The 19,965-nt window shown below is 45.5% G+C and carries 20 protein-coding genes; 9 read left to right on the top strand and 11 right to left on the bottom strand.

The window, feature by feature from the left end:
* Positions 1 to 93: 93 nt before the first annotated feature.
* Both ECHVI_RS09840 and cmk read right to left on the bottom strand, forming a co-directional pair.
* Positions 94 to 990 (bottom strand): 4-hydroxy-3-methylbut-2-enyl diphosphate reductase, encoded by an 897-nt coding sequence (locus ECHVI_RS09840; protein WP_015265825.1) that lies wholly within the window; start codon positions 988 to 990, stop codon positions 94 to 96.
* Positions 991 to 993: 3 nt separating this feature from the next.
* On the bottom strand, positions 994 to 1,680 hold the full coding sequence (gene cmk, locus ECHVI_RS09835; RefSeq protein WP_015265824.1) for a (d)CMP kinase: 687 nt from the start codon (positions 1,678 to 1,680) through the stop codon (positions 994 to 996).
* 186 nt (positions 1,681 to 1,866) lie between these two features.
* On the opposite strand from cmk, the gene ade reads away from it, so the two are divergent.
* Together ade and ECHVI_RS09825 are read left to right on the top strand one after the other, a co-directional pair.
* On the top strand, positions 1,867 to 3,504 hold the full coding sequence (gene ade, locus ECHVI_RS09830; RefSeq protein ID WP_015265823.1) for an adenine deaminase: 1,638 nt from the start codon (positions 1,867 to 1,869) through the stop codon (positions 3,502 to 3,504).
* Positions 3,505 to 3,642: 138 nt separating this feature from the next.
* Positions 3,643 to 4,929, top strand: coding sequence for a sensor histidine kinase (locus ECHVI_RS09825; protein ID WP_015265822.1), 1,287 nt, complete (start codon positions 3,643 to 3,645; stop codon positions 4,927 to 4,929).
* Positions 4,930 to 4,939: 10 nt separating this feature from the next.
* On the opposite strand, the gene ECHVI_RS09820 is transcribed toward ECHVI_RS09825, so the two are convergent.
* Together ECHVI_RS09820 and ECHVI_RS09815 are read right to left on the bottom strand one after the other, a co-directional pair.
* Positions 4,940 to 5,920, bottom strand: coding sequence for a YpdA family putative bacillithiol disulfide reductase (locus ECHVI_RS09820; protein ID WP_015265821.1), 981 nt, complete (start codon positions 5,918 to 5,920; stop codon positions 4,940 to 4,942).
* Between the two features lie 90 nt (positions 5,921 to 6,010).
* Positions 6,011 to 6,772, bottom strand: a complete 762-nt coding sequence (locus ECHVI_RS09815; protein ID WP_015265820.1) for an NRDE family protein — start codon at positions 6,770 to 6,772, stop codon at positions 6,011 to 6,013.
* A gap of 306 nt (positions 6,773 to 7,078) precedes the next feature.
* Here ECHVI_RS09815 and ECHVI_RS09810 point away from each other — a divergent pair, with 306 nt between their 5' ends.
* Together ECHVI_RS09810 and ECHVI_RS09805 are read left to right on the top strand one after the other, a co-directional pair.
* The gene (locus ECHVI_RS09810) at positions 7,079 to 7,453 is read left to right on the top strand and encodes a BlaI/MecI/CopY family transcriptional regulator (protein WP_015265818.1); all 375 of its coding nucleotides are present in this window, start codon (positions 7,079 to 7,081) and stop codon (positions 7,451 to 7,453) included.
* A complete protein-coding gene (locus tag ECHVI_RS09805) occupies positions 7,453 to 9,306 on the top strand; it encodes a M56 family metallopeptidase (protein WP_015265817.1) in 1,854 nt (617 codons plus the stop codon). Before ECHVI_RS09810 ends, ECHVI_RS09805 begins: the two co-directional genes overlap by 1 nt.
* A 111-nt stretch (positions 9,307 to 9,417) precedes the next feature.
* Here ECHVI_RS09805 and thrC read toward each other — a convergent pair whose 3' ends face one another.
* Genes thrC through thrA form a run of 3 tightly spaced genes read right to left on the bottom strand, consistent with a single transcriptional unit; the run spans position 9,418 to position 14,091 of the window.
* Positions 9,418 to 10,710: a threonine synthase gene (thrC, locus tag ECHVI_RS09800; RefSeq protein ID WP_015265816.1), complete on the bottom strand. Its 1,293-nt coding sequence runs from the start codon at positions 10,708 to 10,710 to the stop codon at positions 9,418 to 9,420.
* Between the two features lies 1 nt (position 10,711).
* Positions 10,712 to 11,647 (bottom strand): homoserine kinase, encoded by a 936-nt coding sequence (locus ECHVI_RS09795; protein WP_015265815.1) that lies wholly within the window; start codon positions 11,645 to 11,647, stop codon positions 10,712 to 10,714.
* Positions 11,644 to 14,091, bottom strand: a complete 2,448-nt coding sequence (thrA, locus tag ECHVI_RS09790; RefSeq protein WP_015265814.1) for a bifunctional aspartate kinase/homoserine dehydrogenase I — start codon at positions 14,089 to 14,091, stop codon at positions 11,644 to 11,646. The genes ECHVI_RS09795 and thrA overlap by 4 nt, the downstream gene beginning before the upstream one ends.
* Positions 14,092 to 14,708: 617 nt before the next feature.
* Here thrA and ECHVI_RS09785 point away from each other — a divergent pair.
* Positions 14,709 to 15,038, top strand: coding sequence for an META domain-containing protein (locus ECHVI_RS09785; protein WP_245553469.1), 330 nt, complete (start codon positions 14,709 to 14,711; stop codon positions 15,036 to 15,038).
* Positions 15,039 to 15,040: 2 nt separating this feature from the next.
* Here the strand turns inward: ECHVI_RS09785 and ECHVI_RS09780 are convergent, their stop codons facing one another.
* The gene (locus ECHVI_RS09780) at positions 15,041 to 15,493 is read right to left on the bottom strand and encodes a hypothetical protein (RefSeq protein ID WP_015265811.1); all 453 of its coding nucleotides are present in this window, start codon (positions 15,491 to 15,493) and stop codon (positions 15,041 to 15,043) included.
* 82 nt (positions 15,494 to 15,575) lie between these two features.
* Between ECHVI_RS09780 and ECHVI_RS23635 the strand changes: the two genes are divergently transcribed.
* A complete protein-coding gene (locus ECHVI_RS23635; protein WP_157501327.1) occupies positions 15,576 to 15,746 on the top strand; it encodes a hypothetical protein in 171 nt (56 codons plus the stop codon).
* Positions 15,747 to 15,760: 14 nt separating this feature from the next.
* Here the strand turns inward: ECHVI_RS23635 and ECHVI_RS09775 are convergent, their stop codons facing one another.
* The 3 genes from ECHVI_RS09775 to ECHVI_RS09765 are packed head-to-tail and all read right to left on the bottom strand — an operon-like array spanning position 15,761 to position 17,630.
* Positions 15,761 to 16,213, bottom strand: a complete 453-nt coding sequence (locus ECHVI_RS09775; protein WP_157501324.1) for a nuclear transport factor 2 family protein — start codon at positions 16,211 to 16,213, stop codon at positions 15,761 to 15,763.
* A gap of 28 nt (positions 16,214 to 16,241) precedes the next feature.
* Positions 16,242 to 16,937 carry a head GIN domain-containing protein gene (locus tag ECHVI_RS09770; protein WP_015265808.1) on the bottom strand — a complete coding sequence of 232 codons (696 nt, stop codon included), beginning with the start codon at positions 16,935 to 16,937 and terminating at the stop codon, positions 16,242 to 16,244.
* A gap of 12 nt (positions 16,938 to 16,949) precedes the next feature.
* Positions 16,950 to 17,630 (bottom strand): SDR family NAD(P)-dependent oxidoreductase, encoded by a 681-nt coding sequence (locus tag ECHVI_RS09765; protein WP_015265807.1) that lies wholly within the window; start codon positions 17,628 to 17,630, stop codon positions 16,950 to 16,952.
* Between the two features lie 89 nt (positions 17,631 to 17,719).
* On the opposite strand from ECHVI_RS09765, the gene ECHVI_RS09760 reads away from it, so the two are divergent.
* The 3 genes from ECHVI_RS09760 to ECHVI_RS09750 all read left to right on the top strand — a co-directional run bounded on the left by ECHVI_RS09760 (position 17,720) and on the right by ECHVI_RS09750 (position 19,957).
* Positions 17,720 to 18,598 (top strand): mechanosensitive ion channel family protein, encoded by an 879-nt coding sequence (locus ECHVI_RS09760; protein ID WP_015265806.1) that lies wholly within the window; start codon positions 17,720 to 17,722, stop codon positions 18,596 to 18,598.
* Complete coding sequence (locus ECHVI_RS09755; RefSeq protein ID WP_015265805.1) at positions 18,588 to 18,926, top strand: MGMT family protein; 339 nt, start codon at positions 18,588 to 18,590, stop codon at positions 18,924 to 18,926. Before ECHVI_RS09760 ends, ECHVI_RS09755 begins: the two co-directional genes overlap by 11 nt.
* Before the next feature lie 662 nt (positions 18,927 to 19,588).
* Positions 19,589 to 19,957 (top strand): helix-turn-helix domain-containing protein, encoded by a 369-nt coding sequence (locus ECHVI_RS09750; RefSeq protein WP_015265804.1) that lies wholly within the window; start codon positions 19,589 to 19,591, stop codon positions 19,955 to 19,957.
* The last annotated feature ends 8 nt before the right edge of the window (positions 19,958 to 19,965 follow it).

Below are 19,965 nucleotides of genomic sequence, written 5' to 3'. Positions count from 1 at the left end.
GCCTCAAATCTAATAAAATACATTAGTTATTAGAAGCTAATTGGCCGAATATTTACAGGCGGTATGGGGTCTTTTTTGAATTTATCTCCACATTTAGACATGTGTGATGGACTCGTCCAGTGAGTTAATATAGCCCATCACTTGTTCCATAAGCCACATAGGGGTGGATGTAGCACCGCAAATCCCCACTTTGTCCCCATTTGCAAACCAATCTGGATCTATCTCTCCTTCATTTTCCACAAAATAACTGCGGGGGTTTTGGGCCTTACAAACTTGGTATAGCGCCCTACCATTGGAACTTTTTTTGCCCGCAACGAAAATAATCACGTCATTTTCATTGGCAAACCGCGTCAGTTGCGGTTCTCTATTGGACACCTGTCGGCAGATCGAGTCATTGGCAGTAAAATCAATTTCTTCCAAAGACTGGTTTGCCGCCGCCATCTTTTCTTCAATCTTGGCCTTCAATGCATAAAAACCTTTGGTGCTTTTGGTCGTTTGGCTGAACAAAGTCACCGGCTTGCTGAAATCGATCTTCTCCAAGTCTTCATCCTCCATCACCACAATGGCTTTTTCCATGGTTTGGCCGGTAAGGCCAATCACCTCGGCATGCCCCTTTTTGCCATAAATGACGATTTGCCCGTCCTTCTTCTCGATTTTATCAAAAGCGGTTTTCACCCGGTGCTGCAGTTTCAGCACCACGGGACAAGAGGCATCGATCAATTCAATATTGTTTTCGATGGCCAGTTTATAGGTTTCCGGTGGCTCACCATGTGCCCTGATCAGCACTTTGCAGTCGCTCAGCTCTTTGAGCTCATCACGGTCGATCACCACCAACCCCTTATCGCTCAGCCGCTTCACCTCCATGTCATTATGGACGATATCTCCCAAACAGTACAGCCGCCCACCATCTTCCATCTCATCCTCTGCCATTTTGATGGCAAATTCCACCCCAAAGCAATAGCCCGAGTTTTTATCTATCGTTACCTGCATCTCTTATGGTTTTTCTTCAATTATCTTTTTGGCCAAAGCCGTGATCTGATCGATTTGCGCTTCAAACTCCAGTAAGCTGGTGTCGATTTCTATGGCGTCATCGGCCTTTTTAAGCGGACTCTCCGAACGACTGGAATCTATCCTGTCTCGCTCTTCCAAGTTATGGATGATCTTATCCAACTCGACCAGCTCCCCCTTTTCCAACAGCTCTTTCTGCCTTCTCTCGGCCCTGATTTTGGTATCTGCTGTCATAAATACTTTTAACTCCGCTTCCGGAAAGACCACCGTGCCGATATCCCTACCGTCCATCACGACTCCCTTATGCTTACCCAAACGTTGTTGCTGGGCCACCAGTTCATGACGAACTTCTTTGATCTTACTGATCTCGCTGACTTTTTCAGAAACCTCCATGCTTCGAATTTTCTTTTCGACATTCAAGCCATTCAAATAGGTGTCCTGATGGTCATTGGATTCGTTTTGATGAAACGTAATTTCCATACTATCCAGCGCCCGACGGATATCTTTGGGATTTGTCAATTCGGTGAACTTACGTATGAAATGCAGCGTAGCTGCCCGGTACATGGCCCCAGAATCAATATATGTATAGCCTAGTTTCTTGGCCACCTGCTTTGCTGTGCTACTTTTACCACAGCCCGAAAAGCCGTCAATGGCTATGACTATTTTCTTCATTTCAAAAATTCACCGTCCTAAACTCTTTTATGGTGCAAATATAAAATTTTTGGGTGGATAATTACGGATTATCAAGGACTAATGCACCTATCCTCCTAAGAAGAAGCCTCTTGACCTACTTAGTCCGGAAAAAACCACCTAAATTCCCTATATTTAGAATTATTCCATCTAAAACCAGTGCACCAAATGAGCGCTTTCCACATTGCAGGCCAACTAGTTAATATCCCAGACCAAAAAATCTCCCCCGTTAAGATGACCATTGAAAATGGTAAAATCACGTCCGTTGAACCTACCGAAAGTGCCCCAGAACTTTATCTGATGCCTGGATTTATCGATGCGCATGTACACGTGGAATCTTCCATGTTGATCCCTTCGGAATTTGCCCGGCTTGCAGTGGTCCATGGCACGGTGGCTACCGTCTCCGACCCACATGAAATCGCAAATGTCTGCGGCAAGAAGGGCGTGGAATACATGATCGAAAATGGCAAACGCGTGAATTTTAACTTCTACTTTGGAGCGCCATCTTGTGTGCCTGCCACGCCATTCGAAACTGCTGGGGGAGAAATTACCGCTCAGGATATTGATGAACTCCTGGACAGAAAAGAGGTGAGGTATCTTGCAGAAATGATGAACTGGCCCGGCGTGATCAACCGTGATCCTGCCGTGATGGACAAAATAGCCCTCGCCGCAAAACATGGCAAGCCTGTGGACGGCCATGCTCCCGGACTCAAGGGCCTTGATGCCCAAAATTATATCTCAGCCGGCATCTCCACTGACCATGAATGCTTCACCGAAGAGGAAGCCTTGGCAAAACTCCAACATGGCATGAAAATCATCGTTCGGGAAGGCAGTGCTGCCAAAAACTTCGAAGCTTTAATTGACTTGATCGATGATCATGCCGAGCACATGATGTTCTGTTCTGATGACAAACACCCCGACAACTTGGTCATTGGCCACATCAACCAACTGGCGGCAAGGGCGGTAGCCAAAGGCAAGGGGCTGTTCAAAGTCCTGCAGGCGGCATGCCTCAACCCCATCGCACACTATGGGATGGATGTCGGCCAACTCCGACCAGGAGACCCCGCTGATTTTATCATCTGCAAAGACCTTAAGGATTTTCAGGTGACAGCCACCTATATAAAAGGACAGAAAGTAGCCGAAAACGGCCGCTCCCTCCTCCCATCTGTCGCCAGCAGTCCCATCAATAACTTCAGCACCTCTGCCAAACATCCCGACGACTTCAAATTGCCCGCCCCTACCTCACGAGCAAAGGTAATAGAAGCCTTCGATGGGCAGCTCATCACCCGTGAATGCATTGAAGACATTCAAGTATTAGAGGGGTATGCGGAAGCAAACGTCGCCAAGGATGTGTTAAAGTTTGCAGTGGTCAACCGTTACCAGGATACGGTTCCTTCCATCGCTTTTATCAAAAACGTTGGACTCAAGGAAGGAGCCATTGCTTCCTCCGTTGGGCATGATTCGCACAACATCCTTGCTGTGGGGGTCGACAATGCCTCCATCACTAAAGCCGTCAACATGATCATCAAGGAAAAGGGCGGCATTTCGGCGGTTTCTGCCTCCAAGGAACTGATTTTACCCTTGCCCATTGCGGGTATCATGTCTGCCATGGACGGATATGAAGTAGCCAAGTTATATACCCAAATAGACCTCTTGGCAAAAAAAATGGGCTCCAAACTGGACGCTCCGTATATGACCTTGAGTTTTATGGCTCTGCTCGTCATCCCTGCCTTAAAATTAAGCGATAAGGGGCTCTTTGACGGCACTTCATTTCAGTTCACATCTCCTTTTCACCGTGAAAATTAACTGCTGATCATTTAGCTATTTCAATAAATCCGTGTATATTACTGAATACATATCCCTGTATTCAATTTACACTTTCACCAACATATTACTGCTAAATTGATCCCTAAACTTAGAAATGTCTGGCAAAAGCTCACCACCATGGAGACTGATCAGGAAATGGAGACCAAAATCTTCAATTCCGCAGCCCTCATTATCGTGATCTACCTCAAGGCAATGATCATATTTAATTTGATCTTAGGACAATACTTTTTGGCCCTTATTCTTTTGGTAACTTCTGCGGTAATATTGGCTTTTTATTTGATAGGCAGATCAAAACAGAGTTTCAATAGGGGAATTACATTTCTGTCACTGCTAGGATACCCCATCATAGCCATCGTCTTTTTCTATAATGACGGCATAGCAGGGCCCGCATTTTACATCTTTTTAATGATTCATACGACTATTTTGGCCGTTACTCAAATCAAAACGTATTGGTTTTGGGGGCTTTACAATTTGGTGTTTTTTCTAGGATTATTTTACATGGGTATCTATCATGCTGATCTCATTTCAATTACGTATACCTCAAGTGAAGTACAGTACCTCGACCATTCCATCACGTATACTGCCTGCCTGGCTGGGATAGTGGCCATCATCATTGCCTTGAAATGGAACTATCAAAAACAAAAACAGCAAAGCGAGCGAAATGGTGAAGCCCTCCGGGACGCCATACAAGAGCTTTCCCAAACCAATGAGCAAAAAAATAAAATCATCGCCCTGATCTCCCACGACCTTAAGAACCCGCTCCTTTCGATCACTAAAATACTGGAAATGATCAACGATGGTGAGTTGGAAAAAGAAGAAACTGAGGCAATATTAAAGGAACTCTACATCATCGCCAACAATGCCCAGAAAATGTCCGAGGAAATATTGGAATGGGCCACGCTAGAACTAAAAAACACTTCACCAAAATTCCGTCATGTAGATTTAAAGGAATATTGTGATTCCATGCTCACGATATACAAAGGGATGGCCCGTCAAAAAAACATTACCTTGGAAACCAGCTTTGAAGGTGACACCTTCCTTACCACCGACATTGATCGGCTCCTGCTGATTGTCAGAAACCTACTGCAAAATGCTATCAAATTTACCGCTGAGAAAGGTGAAATTATATTTTCCTGTAGAAATACTGAAAAAAACTTCCATATAAGCATCACAGATACCGGAAACGGCATTCCGAAAGAGCGGCTACAACGATTATTCAATATGAAATTTGAATCTACCAGCGGCACCTCCTTGGAGAAAGGCACTGGTGTGGGCCTGTACATCAGTAATGAAAATGCCAAAAAGATAGGCGGATCATTGAAGGTCGACAGTAAAGTAGGGAAAGGCAGTGTCTTCACCTTAACCCTACCCAAAAAACCTTCCATCGCTACGCCTTCGCAATAGGATTAAGGCACTACTTGACCAATTGCTTCCTCTTATTCATGATGTCCGTAAAAATCGCTTGGGCATGGACAATGGTATTCTCAATAAAGAACTCCCTTGTATTCAGTCCTCCACAAACTACCCCTGCCAAATAAAGCCCGGGGACATTGGATTCTTGGTTTCCGTCAAAACAAGGCCTTCGCTTCTCGTCCAAAGTAAGCCCCACCCCAAGCTGGTCCAACAATTCAAAGTTTGGTCGATAGCCCGTCATGGCCAGTACAAAATCATTTTCCAAGGTTTTCTCCCCCTGTGGCGTGTCGATCACCACTTCCTGCTCACGGATTTCCTTGATGGAACTGCTAAAGTACGCACCGATCGATCCCTCCTTGATGCGGTTTTCTATATCCGGCAAGACCCAATACTTCACATTTTGATCCACCGTAGGTTCTTTTAGCACCATGGTCACTTCGGCGCCCTTACGCCAAGTCTCCAATGCCACGTCCACGCCGGAATTCCCTCCACCGACCACGATCACCTTCTGACCGATATAGGGCCATGGTTCTTTATAGTAATGGGTGACTTTGGCCAAATCCTCCCCCGGAACATTCAGTTTATTTGGAATGTCATAAAAGCCTGTGGACAGAACAACCTTTTCCGCGAAATACGTTTCCTTTTCTGAATACACCAGAAATGCTCCATCGGCTTGGCGTTCCACACTTTTCACGCCTTCATATAAGTTTATGTTTAAATCAAAATGTTTTGCAATACGCCGATAATACTCCAACGCCTCCGGTCGAGTGGGCTGCTTATTTACTGACATAAATGGAATCCCGCCCATTTCCAACTTCTCTGAAGTGGAAAAAAAAGTCATATTAACGGGATAATTATAAATAGAATTGACCAAAGTTCCTTTTTCGAGGATTATGTAGTCTAACTCATTTTTCTCCGCTTCTATACCACAAGCAAGGCCAATAGGCCCAGCCCCGACTATCAAAACATCTATCTTTTTCATAATACTATACAACAGATTTTACCGCTGATGGTTCGCCACAGCACCAAAATTTCCCTAAACATCCAGACAAAAATAATTGAAAACAATTATTTATTCCATTCTAAAGGAAATCCGCTCCTCTCCCGCGAAAACACCATTCCTTTTTACTTGTTGCTCCAACAGGTCCACTTTACCATCATGGCCCCAGCACAAGACTGTAATGTTTACCGTCCCATAGCCTTGGATATCCCGGATAAAAGCCGCAGACAGTGACTGCTCCACTTCGGGTTCAACTCCCGTATTCGGTAAATTTTCCAGTTCATCTTCCGCTGTAGAAAGGTGCATCGCCAGCAACTTCTCAAGGGAAGGTTCTTCCTTTTGCAAAAGTGCATTCATCTGCGCTTTTGACGCGACCACTTTCTTCCAAGGCTCATCCAGCAAGCCGTTGCTCAATCCATGAATGCCGGGTGACACCTCTTGAACCTGCTCTGCATAATTGGAGCAATAATACAACTGATCACCTTCTCCGACAAGTAGATTAAAGCCTTCAAACTGATCCTGGCACTTCTGGACATTGGTCAAATATTCTCTTGGCGACAGCCTCCCCTCTAAAAAATCCTTTACCAGCTGACCTCGACTGACGGGGTTTTCCTTTACCGTGCTGAAATCCCGAAAATTGGTCAGCGCAGCAAATCTACCGCTCGGGTGCACCCCCATCCAAGTACCGCCGCTCTTCAGGTCTTTTCCAGCATAAATACCGCTTTCCCATTGATGAAGCTTTGCTGTGGGACGTTCAAAAAATTCATCTCGGCTAGCTACCAAAATCAACCGATAACGCCCATGGTTTTGCCAATTAAATGTAATCAAACACATAGGGGATCAAGATAAAAAAAAGGCCGGAAATATCCGGCCTTTGGGTGAATAAACAACTTTCTACTTTGTGTAACCGGTTGGATCTTTATGTTAACCAAAATAGATATTGCACATTACTATCAACGATCACCTCCTGTCGAAGGCAATCAAACCATTAACTTTTTTACCATTTCAAAAGTTCTCAACACCCTCATAATCAATGATATTTAACATTTTTTAACACGCTATTACGAAAAAAATCGTAGATAAATTTGACTTACGAAAAGAATCGTATACCTTTACTACGAATACAATCGTACTCTAGCAATGAAATATAAGCCAACAGATTCCGAACTTGAGATTCTCTCCATTCTTTGGGAGCGTAAGGCTGCAAGTGTAAGAGAAGTCCATGAAGAACTTTCTAAAAGAAAGGAAACAGGCTACACGACTACACTGAAAATTATGCAGATCATGTTTGCTAAAAAACTCTTGGACAGAAAAGAACAGGGCAGAAGCCATATTTACATGCCTTCCATCACAGAAAGTGAGACCCAGAATTCCCTGCTCAACAGTTTTATGGCAACAACTTTTGGTGGCTCTGCCAAGAAGCTCGTCATGAAGGCACTTGGTCAAAGCAATCCCTCACAGGAAGAAATAGATGAAATACGCAAATTGCTTAATGAACTAGAAAACCAACAATAATGGACTTCGTAAACGACTTTATCCATGAAACCTACCTTCAGGCCTTTGGCTGGACCTTGATTCATTCCATCTGGCAGGTTGTTTTGGTCAGTGTGCTGCTGTGGATTGTCCTAAGGGCTATTCCACCTAAGGCCTCCAACATCCGCTATTGGGCTGGCTTGAGTGCCTTATTGATCATTTTAGTGGCGAGTGGGATTACCTTTTCTTACATGCTGGAATCCTCCGCTCCTTCCACTACGACACCAACGGTCACTGCGGCAGCTTCCGAAACCGGCCACCATCTTACCATCCATGCAAACGATGAGGCCAATACTTTTGTCACCGCCCCCAAAAAAGGCGTGTTTGACCAACCATGGCTGGCCGGATTGGAAAAGTTTCTTCCCACACTGGTAAATTTATGGCTACTGGGAGCCCTTTTCTTTTTACTCAAGCTTTCTGGAGGGTTATTGGATCTGAGAAACCTACACAAGAGACATCGTCAATCAGTAGCAGATCCATTGCTCAAAAAAGTCAATGGAATGATCGCTGCCCTAGGATTCTATAGAGGTGTTCAGGTCCTGAAAAGTGAGCTTATTCATGTTCCGGTGACCTATGGTTTTTTGAAACCTGTCATCCTTATCCCCGCCAGTCTGTTACTGCATACACCGCCACGTCAACTGGAGGCCATTATTGCGCACGAACTTGCTCATATCAAACGGTACGACTATCTCATCAATATTGTCCAGCGGATCATGGAAGTATTCTTCTTTTTCCATCCATGCTTTTGGTGGATCAATGAATTGATCGATACAGAGCGGGAGCATGCCTGCGACGACATGGTTCTTTCCCTAGGGTACTCACCGGGAGAGCTTGCCCGCGGGCTGGCAGGAGTGGCCGAACAAGCACAAAGCGCTATGCCGGAAATGGCCCTTGCCGCTACTGGGAACCCGCACCATTTCCTCAATCGTATCAAACGAATTTTAGGAAAAGAACAAAACAAAGAGAAAATTTCACCTTTAATTACATTGACCATGCTTTTATCTCTGATGGTGAGTGCCTCCTTGGTAATGGGAGCCATTCCCACCAAAAACACCCTACTTGACGACCACTACTTATTGACCAAAGTCAATTCACAGTATGCCTATAAAATCACTATCCCACCATCTAACGTCGACCCTTGCGACAAGGTGGTGATCAAAGACACCGAAAACCATCAGGCCAGTAAAAACGTGAGTACCACCAAAACCTATGTCTACCGCCATACTTATCGCACAGATACCACTCCTGCGCCAAAAGTGACGGTGAAGGCACCCACTTACACGGCCGCCCCTCCTGATGATCCCATGCCCGTGCTGCAGTTGAGCCCAATGCCTCCGATGGATGTAGCCATCCCTCCATTCCCTACGGTACCGCCATTTGAAGACATGAACTTTGCTCCTCCGACGCCGGACTTCCAGCTGGACATCAACGAAGAAGCACTTGAGATAAGCAAGCTGTCCATGAAAATGAGTCAGCTGGAGGATGACAATTCTGAAGAAGCCGAACAGCAACGGAAAGCCCTCCAAGCCAAACTAGAAGCCGTACAGGAAAAAATGGAAGCCAAAGCTGAGGTATACGAACAAAAAATGGAGGCTTGGGAAGAAAAGTATGCCGCCAAAATGGAGGCTTGGGAAAAGAAAATGGAAGCTTGGGGAGAAGAAATGGAGGCCAAACAAAGTAAATGGGAAGCTGCTTACGAACCCAAGATGAAAGCATTCGAGCAAAAGATAGATGCTTGGGAAAAAGAAAACGAACCGAAAATCAAGGAATTTGAGGCCAAAATGGAAGCTTGGCAAGAACGCCAACGTGAACGCCAAGAAAAATCCAACCCATAATCCGACTTTAATATCATTAGCCTAATAAGTCAAAAAGCCGTTGCTGCCATTTTCCTGGCAATTGCAACGGCTTTTTTTTAAGCGCTCATCCTGAAATAGAACTAGGCGCTATTACTTTTTTGAACGTAAATAAGTTTTAAATTCCTGATAGTCATTGGCCATCAATTTCGTCTTTTTCTGCCCGTCCAGGAAGGCAGCCAACCGCTCTGGGAGGGTCACCTTTTCTTGGTGGACAGCTTCGACCACATCTCCAAACTTACCGGGATGAGCCGTTTCCAAGAATACGCCGGTATACCCCGGATGCTCTTCCATGTATGCTTTTAAGCCCAAATAGGCCACTGCTCCATGTGGATCCATCAAATATCCCGCTGCTGCTTTCACCGTAGCCATGGCCTCCCGGGTCGTGGCATCATCAAAGAAAAAGCCTTTTACCATTTCCTTCAGCTTCGATTCATCACCGTACAAGTCCAGCAGCCGGTAAAAGTTGCTCGGGTTCCCCACATCCATGCTATTACTGATGGTTTGCAGCGACGGTCTTGGACGGAACGGAACACCTTTCAGAAAATCCGGCACGATTTTATTGACATTGGTAGCGGCCACAAACGTCTCGATCGGCAAGCCCATTCTTTCGGCCAACATCCCCGCAGCGATGTTCCCAAAATTCCCGCTTGGGACCGAAAACACCACTTTTTCATGTCCTTTTGGCAGACGACTATAAGCATAGAAATAATATAAACACTGCGGAATCCACCTTGCGATATTGATGGAATTAGCAGATGTAAGGAGCATGCTTTCGTTCAGGTCCTTGTCCAGAAAAGCTTGCTTCACCATTCGCTGACAATCGTCAAAAACCCCATCCACTTCCAATGCCGTAATGTTTTCGCCAAGGGTCGTAAATTGTTTTTCCTGAAGGGTACTGACTTTGCCCGAAGGGTAGAGAATGATCACTTCCACGCCGGGGACTTTATAAAATCCGTTGGCCACGGCACTTCCCGTATCACCGGATGTCGCTACCAGCACCCTGACTTTCTCATCTTTTACGAGAAGGCTCATTAATTTTGAGCAAAACCGCGCGCCAAAATCTTTAAACGCCAATGTAGGCCCATGAAATAATTCCAGCGTATACACCTCTTCTTCCACCTTCACCAAAGGAGCATCAAAGGCCAAGGTATGATCGACCAATTCCTTGATCTGCTCCTTACTCAAGTCTTCTCCAAAAATGGCTCCTATCACCTCATAGCCGATCTCCTGAAAAGACCGCTCGGGCAGTTGATCGATAAAATCAGCAGGCAATGTCGGAATCCGCTCGGGCATATAAAGCCCTTGGTCCGGCGCCAAGCCCTTGATAACGGCTTCCTTGAGGGAAACTTTGTGTTCTTTATTGTTTGTACTGTAGAATTTCATGTTATGCTTTGTTGATGACGTAGGTTCCTTTGGTATTTACAGCCGAAACATACAGGTCTACTTCCAGCCCTATTTTATCGAATACTTCTTGGCATATCTCACTCGCCCTTTCGGCCACTTCCCTGCTCGGAGCGAGGATAAATGTCGTCGGGCCAGACCCTGAAATCCCCACGCCAAGCGCGCCGACCTCCTTTATGGCTGACTTGATCTCATCAAAACCAGGAATCAACACCGATCGTGAAGGCTCAGCAATCACATCCTGCAGCGACCTGCTGATCAGCCCCATGTCCTCTTGGTATAGGCCCGCCACCAGGCCGGCAATGTTGCCAGACTGTGTAATGGCATCTTTCAGCGGCACCTGTTGGCGCAATACGCTTCTGGAATCAGCTGTATTCAGCTCCAAATGGGGATGCACTAAAGCGCAATACAAGCCTTTTGGCACATGGAGCTTGGTCACATCCAAAGGATGATAGCTCCTGATCAGCACAAATCCTCCCAGAAGTGATGGAGCCACATTATCGGCATGTTCGGCTCCGCAGGCTACCCCTTCGGCTTTCATGGCGAAAGGAAGCAACGCTTTCTTATCAAGGGGATTTCCCAAGAGCTGATTGGCCGCTTCCAGGGCAGCTACCGAACTGGCCGCACTGGATCCCATGCCACTGCCCAGTGGAAGCCCCTTATAGAGTTCTACTTCCAAGCCTCCTTTATAATCTATCGCCGCCAAAAAAGCCTTTAAGGCCACGCCACAGGTGTTTTTATCTACTTCATACGGCAACCTTCCGCCATCACCTTCTATCCTGACCACACGTACGCCAGGCTCATCGGCCAAGGAAACCGTTACCTTGTCTCCCATTTCCTCCACCGCAAAGCCCAAAATATCAAACCCGCATGAAACATTGGCCACTGTGGCCGGAGCAAAAGCTGTTACTTTTTTCATCTTGAATAATTTCCTAGCCTGATAATATCGGCAAATACCCCAGCGGCCGTCACATCGGCCCCTGCTCCAGGACCTCTTACGATCATCGGGAAGTCGTTGTAGCGCTCTGTCGTAAACAAGATCATGTTATCACTTCCCTTAAGCGTAAAGAAAGGGTGCTCACTGTCCAGGGAGTTCAGCCCCACTTTGGCCTTTCCATTCTCCAGAGTGGCCATAAAGCGAAGCTTTTCACCTTTGGCATTGGCCTCATCCAACAGCTGCTGGAAATGACCGTCATGCTTCTGAAGCTTTTTGAAAAATTCTGGGACAGATGCAGCATCTTCGCAATCTTCCGGCACCATGCTTTGGATTTCTACGTCCTCAAAGTGCAAGTCTTGCCCGGCTTCACGGCCAAGGATAAGAATCTTTCGTGCCACATCCATGCCGCTCAGATCATCCCTTGGATCTGGTTCTGTATAGCCTTTTTCCTTGGCCTGTGCCACTACCTCACTGAAGGGCATTCCTTTTTCCAATTCGCTGAAAATATAGTTCATCGACCCACTGAGTACAGCTTCGATTCGATGGACATGGTCACCGCTCAACATCAGGTCTTGCAAGGTATTGATCACCGGCAAGCCTGCGGCTACATTGGTTTCATAGAAGAACCTTACGCCACGTTGCCCGGCCAGTTTTTTAAGTTTCTTGTAAGTCTCCAAAGGACCGGAATTCGCCTTTTTATTGGGTGTTACAATGCCTACTTTGGAATCCAGGATTTGTTCGTAAATATCGGCCACATCCTGACTCGCCGTACAATCCACAAAAACGGAATTGGAAAAGTTCATCTCCGTCATGGTGCCTATAAACTTATCCATGTCCATAGGCTCATCATTTTCATCTGGCGGTCCTACTGTCGCCAGGTCAAACCCATCTTCATGGAACTTCATATACCGTGAGTTGGCCATTCCGTGGATTTGGATGTCCAGCATGTTTTCCTCTTGGAGATTTTTGAGTTGCTGGTGGATCATTTTGGTCAGGGCTTTTCCGATCAGGCCGACCCCTACCAAAAAGAGGTGAAGCACTTTGTAATCGGACAAGAAAAACGCCTCGTGCAATGCATTCAGAGCCTTTTGCAAATCTGCTTGGGTAATCACTGCAGAGATGTTCAGCTCAGAACTTCCCTGGGCAATGGCCGCTACGTTAACGTTATTTCTGCCCAAAGCCTGGAACATTCGCCCACTGGCACCGGGGTTATGCTGCATGTTTTCGCCCACCACCGCAATGACGGCCATGTCCGGAACGATTTGGATTTCATCCATCTCGCCGCTTTGGATTTCATACCTGAATTCTTCCTCGATCACCGACTTTGCCCGGCTGGCATCCTTGGATGCAATGGCCACACAAATGCTATGCTCTGAAGAAGCCTGGCTGATCAAAATGATGTTGATGCCATTATTGGCCAAGGTGCCGAAAAAGCGCTGGCTCACTCCCACAACCTCCACCAGCCCGGGCCCTTGTACGTTCAAGATCGAGATATTGTCCATAGAGGAAATCCCCTTGATGATCTTGCCCTCTCCAGAATCTTTGCTGATCCGTGTTCCCGCTTCATCAGGCTTAAAGGTATTTTTAATATATATCGGAATATCCTCCTTCATGGCCGGCTGCATGGTCGCCGGGAACACCACTTTTGCACCAAAGTGCGAAAGCTCCATCGCTTCATTATAGCTCAGCTGTGGAATGGTAAACGCCGTGTACACTAACCTGGGATCGGCGGTCATCACACCAGAAACGTCTGTCCAGATTTCCACCTGTTCTGCCCCGAGGGCGGCGGCAAAAATCGATGCGGTATAATCCGAACCACTTCTACCGACAGTAGTGGTTTCCCCTTTTTCCGTCGAACCGATAAATCCCGTGATGACCTTGATGTCATCATGTGATTTAAAATGATCTTGGATCAGCTTGTTGGTGGTCTTAAAGTTGACCTTGGCGTGGCCAAAACGGTCATCGGTTTTTACCAGGTCACGGGCATCCACATAGCTGGTGCCTATGCCCTTTGCTTGAAGGCCTGCGGCCAATATGAAATTGGACAATCGCTCGCCAAAGCTGAGCACATAATCCATTGTCCTGTTAGAGCATTCTTTGATCAGGTAGATCCCATGGAACAAATCGCCCAGTTCATTGAAACGAACTTTCACGAATGTCAGGGCGGTGGACTGCTGCTGCACGGGCACTAGTTTCTTGACTATTTCCAAGTGCCTCTTCTCTAGTTCCTGAAGGATGGTATGGTAGCTCTCCTCACTTTGCTGCGCGATGTTGGCACATTGGAGCAATTGTTCAGTGACTCCACCGAAAGCTGAAAACACCAAGGCAAAAGCTTCCTTTTCCGACTTCTGCTCAATTATCGAAAACACCTTTTGGATGTTCTCATAATTGGCGATGGATGATCCTCCGAATTTTATGATTTTCATGAAAATGAGTAATTTTTAATGGCTTGTTAATGGATTAATTTGTCCGCAGGAAGCGGACCGGAATTAGCGGCAATATAATAGATAGACACGGGATTACCCCGTAATGGTGGTGGTAAAAACGGTAGTGTTAATGATGGTAAAAAAAGTGGCGCAGTCCACTGGCTCAGGTGTGAAAGAGCGTTCGATGGCGATATGGTTTTTGACTGTGCTAAACATCATTTATGTATTGATGGGACAATCTTAATCACAAATTTCTATTATGCCAAATTTTTCGTTGACAAATCGTCAATATAAAGTTTCTTCCATTAAAACTTTAGCAAAACAACTCGCCAGTCACTGAAGAATTTCACCCAATCTTTGCCCTTATTCCCAACCTTTTGCGGTTACTCATCAACTGACCCGAGCAAGAATTATTTAAATTTTACAATTTATAGGTAAATTAATACCAAATAAACGAAAGAAAGTGCTGTTATTTTTTTATCTTTTCACCTGAACAATAAATTGTCAACCCTTTTAATCATTTTTCTATGAAACAATTAAAATTATCCACCCTGTTGCTTTTCCTATTCTTAGGCTTTAGCTCATGCAGCTCTGTATCAAGCCTCAATCCACTCCAAATGTTAACTGGAAACAATTGGGTGCTTTCTTCCTTAATGGGAGGTGGTTTGGACATGTTCAGCGGCGGACTTCCCTCGCTAGGATTTACCGACGATGGCAAACTCACCGGCTCTACGGGCTGCAACTCGTTTAGCGGAGGATATGAACTTAACGGCACCAATATCAACTTGAATCCTGGCGCCATGACCAAAAAGGCCTGTCCAGGCAATGGTGAAAACCAATTCTTGGACGCTTTGAAAAATGTCTCCAACTTTAAAGTAGGCAAAGACAAGCTTACGCTGCTGGATGGAGCTTCAGAATTGATGACCTTGATCCCTCAAGGCAAATAAGTTCAGCTCACATGAACCAGCTGCTGGGGTGTTCCATTAAAAGTCAACGACGCACCCGCAGCTTTATTCATCATCAATCGGGCAAGTGGTGCTTGGGGAGAAATCACAAATACCACTTGTCCATTCACCTCTATTTTTCCAAATCCCACCGCAATAAACATTGCCGCCCGATCGGTCACCACAAAACTGCCAACCCGAACCTTTTCATGCCTTTCTTCCGGGTCGATTCCATTTAGCTGATCCATTTGGACTTGGTATTCTTGCTGCATCATCACCGCCTTATCGATCTCCTGTCGGACCATCTCACGGCCGGTTTCATACTTGTCCCCGGCACTGCTTTTGGTGTCCTCCGCCGCAGACTGCTTCAGCTGGTCAATATTGGCCTCTATTGCCTTCTGCTTCTCCTGTAGCAATGCATGTAAGGCACTATAAACTTCTTTTTTGGTAATCGTCATTTTCTAGAAATCATTACAGACCGTTATGGGGTATTTTGTCCGGGCATTTCCCTACATGGGCTTTTTTTTGTTCCTTTGAAGCATGAATATAAAAAACGGTTTTATTGCCGCCATTGCGGTTTTCCTACTTTTCATCCTGTTCAAAGGCAGCATCAACAGCGATCAAGGCCAAATCGTTTTTGCCGTGGCTTTTGTCTTGCTGGAAATCGGCATCATTGCAGCCGTAGCCCTCAGAAAAAAGCACAAAAACTAGCCTCCCTTCCATCGCTAGCAGCCTTCCTTTCTCCGGGTATCAATTAAATAAACAATTTGCCACTCTCCTCCCGACTTCACCAACTGTAGGGAATTGACACCACAATGGGCCAGTTTCCCGTTAATATAAAACTGATACGGGGTCCATACAGCTGCTAAAGCCCCGTCTATCTTCACTTCAAATCCCAGCAATTTTTCTTCTATTTCCATTTCCACCGGAATCACCCCTATGCTATTGATAAAATCCTTCACTACTTCACGTTTCACGGTAGTGTCTCCTTGGTGGGTTTGGACGGTCTCCAGCAGTGCATGATCTGCAAAAACAGCATTCAGCGCTTCCGGATCCCGCTCCTTCAGCCCTTGAAAAAGCTTTTGAACAACAGCCTTCACCTGCTCTTCCTCTGCAAGACTTCCCTGGGCCTTGCTGGACGAAAAAGAAAACCCTGCCAGCAGAAGCAGGGTTAACATTATAATTCTTGATTGATGCATATGGACACTATTCCTTTCTTGAAATATCTCCTCCTGTATTGGTTTTTACGTCCACTACCCTTGGATCCCCGATGTACACGACTTTCCCGGCAGTGCCTGCAGAACCTTTTATGGACTCACTGACGCTAATGATGGATTTTGCGGCGGTATTGGTCTTTACATCGGCCTTTTCTACTTGGAGGTTTTCCCCGCTGATATCAGCTTTGGTATAGGCCTCCAATTTCAAGTGCTCGGCAGTTCCTTCTACGAAGATCTTGGCATTGGTCGTTCCTTCGAGGCTTAACTTGGCCACATTTACCTTGGTTTCAATATAACTGCTGGTCTCAGCCCTTAACGCCAAGGATTTGTGGTCCAATACATCTTTCACAAAAACCCTGGCACTGGTGCTGGCCTGGACCTTATCAAGGTCGCCGGCATAGGTAACGATCACCTTGACACTCGCGGAGCCAAAATTACCTTTGCCCATTTTTACTTGCAGTTGTCGGTCATCCACTTCTGTCACCACATTGGAAACATCCGTTCCCGAGGCAAATATTTCCACCTGGTAGCGATCTCCCCTCACCAATTCGGCTTCAATGGAATTGGAGATTTCCACGCCGTTGAAAATGGAAAGACTTCTTACTTCATCGTTGGTCTGTGCGGTGACCACGCCAGCAGCCAGCACCAAACAGGCTGCGAGCATAAATTTAAAGGTACGCTTCATTACTTTTTAAGGTTATACACTTCCATATAGTTTAAAGGTCATCTGCCGCAAAGCTGGGTTTGTCGCCGCATAGTGCATTGCCTCAGCGATTTCATCTGGGCGGACCCATTTGGAAAAGTCCTGCTTTGGCATGGCTTCTCGATTGGGTGGAGTATCGATAATACTGGGCACAAACACATGCGACCTGATTTCGGTGCCTTCGGTTTCGGCAGCCACCAACTCGGACAAATTGACCACCAAACTCTTACTCAAAGTGTATGCCACAGTGGATTTTCCTTCTCCAAGGTTCAAGGCTGGCTTTGCCCCCACAAATAGAAATGTGCCTTTTCCGGTCTTTTTGAGCACCGGCAAAAAGGCTTTGGTCATGTTATAGGCACTGAAAAAATTCAACTGCAGCATCTTTTCCACATCTGTCTTGGAGGTTTTGGACAGGTCTCCCATGGCAAAACCTCCCACCAGCATCGCCACGGCTTCGAGTTCAGAACCATACTGCACGGTAAACTCCTTTGCAAATTCAGCCACTTTCTCCTCATCGGTCACATCCAGCTCATAGATATCATTGGCCTCCTCCATTTCTTCACCTTTTCCCGGTGCCACAGTAGCAATAACCCTAAATCCTTCTCGCTTAAACTTATCCACTACTGCACTCCCTAAGTTCCCCGCTGCTCCTGTAATAATGATATTCCTATTCATAATAAGTTGTATGGTTATGTTAGTAATTTTGACTAGTATTGATAAAAAAACAGTATCGTTAAAATTAAGACTTTATTTCCGAAAACCACATGACTATAGACAAATCCGAGATAAGGGAGCGGGAAAAGCGCAAAAGGGTGCTTTTTCTCTTCAAGGTGATCACCTTTATCCTGTTGCTTTGGTTTTCCGTCGACCTTTCGAAGAAGTTACTCCCATACATTTCATTTATTGACAACGTCCTGAAAGCAGCGACCTTTTTGCTCAGCAGCCATATCATCATCTCCTTGGGCAGGCTGATTACGGTTCGTTTTTACCTTCGAAAAAAAGGACAGGATCCTTTCAGGAGCAACTTCGTCCTGGGCATCAACCATATCGCGGGCATCCTAAACGTCTTGGTATTGGTCATTTCCCTGATGTTTCTCTTCGGAATCGACCCCGGAGAATTCTTTACCAGCATTACCATTGTGGCGGCAGCCATTGCTTTGCTTTCCAAAGATTACATCACCAATATGATCAATGGACTCATCATCATGTTCTCTGATCAACTCTCCCTTGGTGACACCGTGAAAATAGGGGACCAGCAAGGAAAAATCCAAGACGTCACCCTTCTGAACATGGTTTTGGTAAACGAAGAAGCCGACATCGTCATGATTCCAAATGCTACGATCTTGACCTCTCAGGTCATCAACTATTCCAGACAGCACCATAAAAAGTTGACCTTTGAATTTGAAATGAGCTTAAAGCCAACCTTGGAAATCACCTCCCTCGAGGAACGGCTAAAGCAGGTAGCATTTTCTTTTGATAAGGCCATCGTCAAAAATACCTTTACGCTCAAGACCACCGAAATCAAGCACCAAACGGTACAGCTGAAGTGCCAGTTTTTAATGGCTGTGTCCAATAAGGCGATTGAAAAGGAAATCAGAAGAACCATCAACCAAACCATCATCGAAATAGCCCGTGAAAACTGACAAAGAAAATTTCTTTGACCTGGTATATCAAGTCGTCCGGCTCATCCCTAAAGGCCGCGTCTCCTCGTATGGAGCCATCGCCAATTACCTTGGCGCCAAAAGCGGTGCCCGGACAGTGGGATACGCCATGAATGCAGCCCATACCCTAGACGATGTCCCTGCCCACCGTGTGGTCAACAGCAAAGGGCTTCTTACAGGAAAAGCGCACTTTTCACCACCGGAAAAAATGCAACGAACGTTAGAGGCTGAAGGGGTTATCATCAAAAATGACCAAGTGGTCAATTTCCAAACTGTTTTTTGGGATCCCTCCAAGGAATTGGAATGGTGATCCATTGGGCGCTACCTTAAGCCCTCAAAACAATTCCTGCAAATGGGTAAAGAAGCCATTCTCAGGATAATTTCAAAAACCCTCATCGATAATTCATTGATGCTTCTCGGGATGAAGGATAAGAGGTAATCAGGAACTCCCAATATTCAACCAGTCCCCAGCTCCTCGCAGGCCTTGCCCGCTCACCAAAAGTCATCATAAAAAGCATCCTCATCCAGGCCTGTACTTCAACACATCCACTCGACAATACCTTGATTCCCTACAGGATCATGGTGAAAAAAAAGCGATTTTTAGTAAATAAATCACCCTAAAAAAGGCACAAAAAACCATTTTTACCATATTTTTCAACTGTTGCGTATATGTGCGTAGGCCTTTTTTTGCCCCCAACGTACTGGTTTATTTACATTTATAACATATTAAAATTCACAAAACCATGAATTTTATAATAGTTCATAAAATGACTAGATAAAGTTGCTTACCCCAAAAGCTATTAAAAAATACTTGTACGGCCCCAGTTAAACCGGCTGAACAGTCTTACTTAGATCATACGGATCATGAGTTTATTAGTAAAAAAACACTTGTGCACTTGTAAATGAATGTAAAACGTAAATTAACACACACTACTCGTAGTTAGAAATTTGAAATTCAAACATATTACAAATATGGAAAAGGAACTAAAACAACACATTGCAGAAAACCTCAGAAAATACAGAGTACTAAGAGGGTTTACCCAAGAATACATCGCTGATTACTTGGGAAAAAAAGATTATACTGCATACTCGCGATACGAGCAGGGACGCTCAAATCTCAAAATGGATGATGCAATCAAACTCTCAGAGCTTTATGATGTACAAATCCAAGAACTGGTAAACGGCAGTCCCAGTATAAAACACAAACATGTCAACGGGACATCCGTACAGGGGAACCATTTCTCTGTCATGGTATCCTTGGATGGCTCCATGGACACCTTGGAAAACCAGCTGAAACGGCTGAAGCGACTAAATACCTTAATCGAACACGGAGAGGTATAGTGAGCAAG

The organism is Echinicola vietnamensis DSM 17526 (assembly GCF_000325705.1).
In the GTDB taxonomy this organism is placed as follows: Bacteria; Bacteroidota; Bacteroidia; order Cytophagales; family Cyclobacteriaceae; genus Echinicola; species Echinicola vietnamensis.
This window is presented reverse-complemented; position numbering and strand designations above follow the sequence as displayed.

Excerpts from the sequence above, each read along its gene's own strand:
- ECHVI_RS09840 (WP_015265825.1), bottom strand. The coding sequence starts at position 990 with ATGCAGGTAACGATAGATAAAAACTCGGGCTATTGCTTTGGGGTGGAA.
- cmk (WP_015265824.1), bottom strand. The coding sequence starts at position 1,680 with ATGAAGAAAATAGTCATAGCCATTGACGGCTTTTCGGGCTGTGGTAAA.
- ade (WP_015265823.1), top strand. The coding sequence starts at position 1,867 with ATGAGCGCTTTCCACATTGCAGGCCAACTAGTTAATATCCCAGACCAA.
- ECHVI_RS09825 (WP_015265822.1), top strand. The coding sequence starts at position 3,643 with ATGGAGACTGATCAGGAAATGGAGACCAAAATCTTCAATTCCGCAGCC.
- ECHVI_RS09820 (WP_015265821.1), bottom strand. The coding sequence starts at position 5,920 with ATGAAAAAGATAGATGTTTTGATAGTCGGGGCTGGGCCTATTGGCCTT.
- ECHVI_RS09815 (WP_015265820.1), bottom strand. The coding sequence starts at position 6,772 with ATGTGTTTGATTACATTTAATTGGCAAAACCATGGGCGTTATCGGTTG.
- ECHVI_RS09810 (WP_015265818.1), top strand. The coding sequence starts at position 7,079 with ATGAAATATAAGCCAACAGATTCCGAACTTGAGATTCTCTCCATTCTT.
- ECHVI_RS09805 (WP_015265817.1), top strand. The coding sequence starts at position 7,453 with ATGGACTTCGTAAACGACTTTATCCATGAAACCTACCTTCAGGCCTTT.
- thrC (WP_015265816.1), bottom strand. The coding sequence starts at position 10,710 with ATGAAATTCTACAGTACAAACAATAAAGAACACAAAGTTTCCCTCAAG.
- ECHVI_RS09795 (WP_015265815.1), bottom strand. The coding sequence starts at position 11,647 with ATGAAAAAAGTAACAGCTTTTGCTCCGGCCACAGTGGCCAATGTTTCA.
- thrA (WP_015265814.1), bottom strand. The coding sequence starts at position 14,091 with ATGAAAATCATAAAATTCGGAGGATCATCCATCGCCAATTATGAGAAC.
- ECHVI_RS09785 (WP_245553469.1), top strand. The coding sequence starts at position 14,709 with ATGTTAACTGGAAACAATTGGGTGCTTTCTTCCTTAATGGGAGGTGGT.
- ECHVI_RS09780 (WP_015265811.1), bottom strand. The coding sequence starts at position 15,493 with ATGACGATTACCAAAAAAGAAGTTTATAGTGCCTTACATGCATTGCTA.
- ECHVI_RS23635 (WP_157501327.1), top strand. The coding sequence starts at position 15,576 with ATGAATATAAAAAACGGTTTTATTGCCGCCATTGCGGTTTTCCTACTT.
- ECHVI_RS09775 (WP_157501324.1), bottom strand. The coding sequence starts at position 16,213 with ATGTTAACCCTGCTTCTGCTGGCAGGGTTTTCTTTTTCGTCCAGCAAG.
- ECHVI_RS09770 (WP_015265808.1), bottom strand. The coding sequence starts at position 16,937 with ATGAAGCGTACCTTTAAATTTATGCTCGCAGCCTGTTTGGTGCTGGCT.
- ECHVI_RS09765 (WP_015265807.1), bottom strand. The coding sequence starts at position 17,630 with ATGAATAGGAATATCATTATTACAGGAGCAGCGGGGAACTTAGGGAGT.
- ECHVI_RS09760 (WP_015265806.1), top strand. The coding sequence starts at position 17,720 with ATGACTATAGACAAATCCGAGATAAGGGAGCGGGAAAAGCGCAAAAGG.
- ECHVI_RS09750 (WP_015265804.1), top strand. The coding sequence starts at position 19,589 with ATGGAAAAGGAACTAAAACAACACATTGCAGAAAACCTCAGAAAATAC.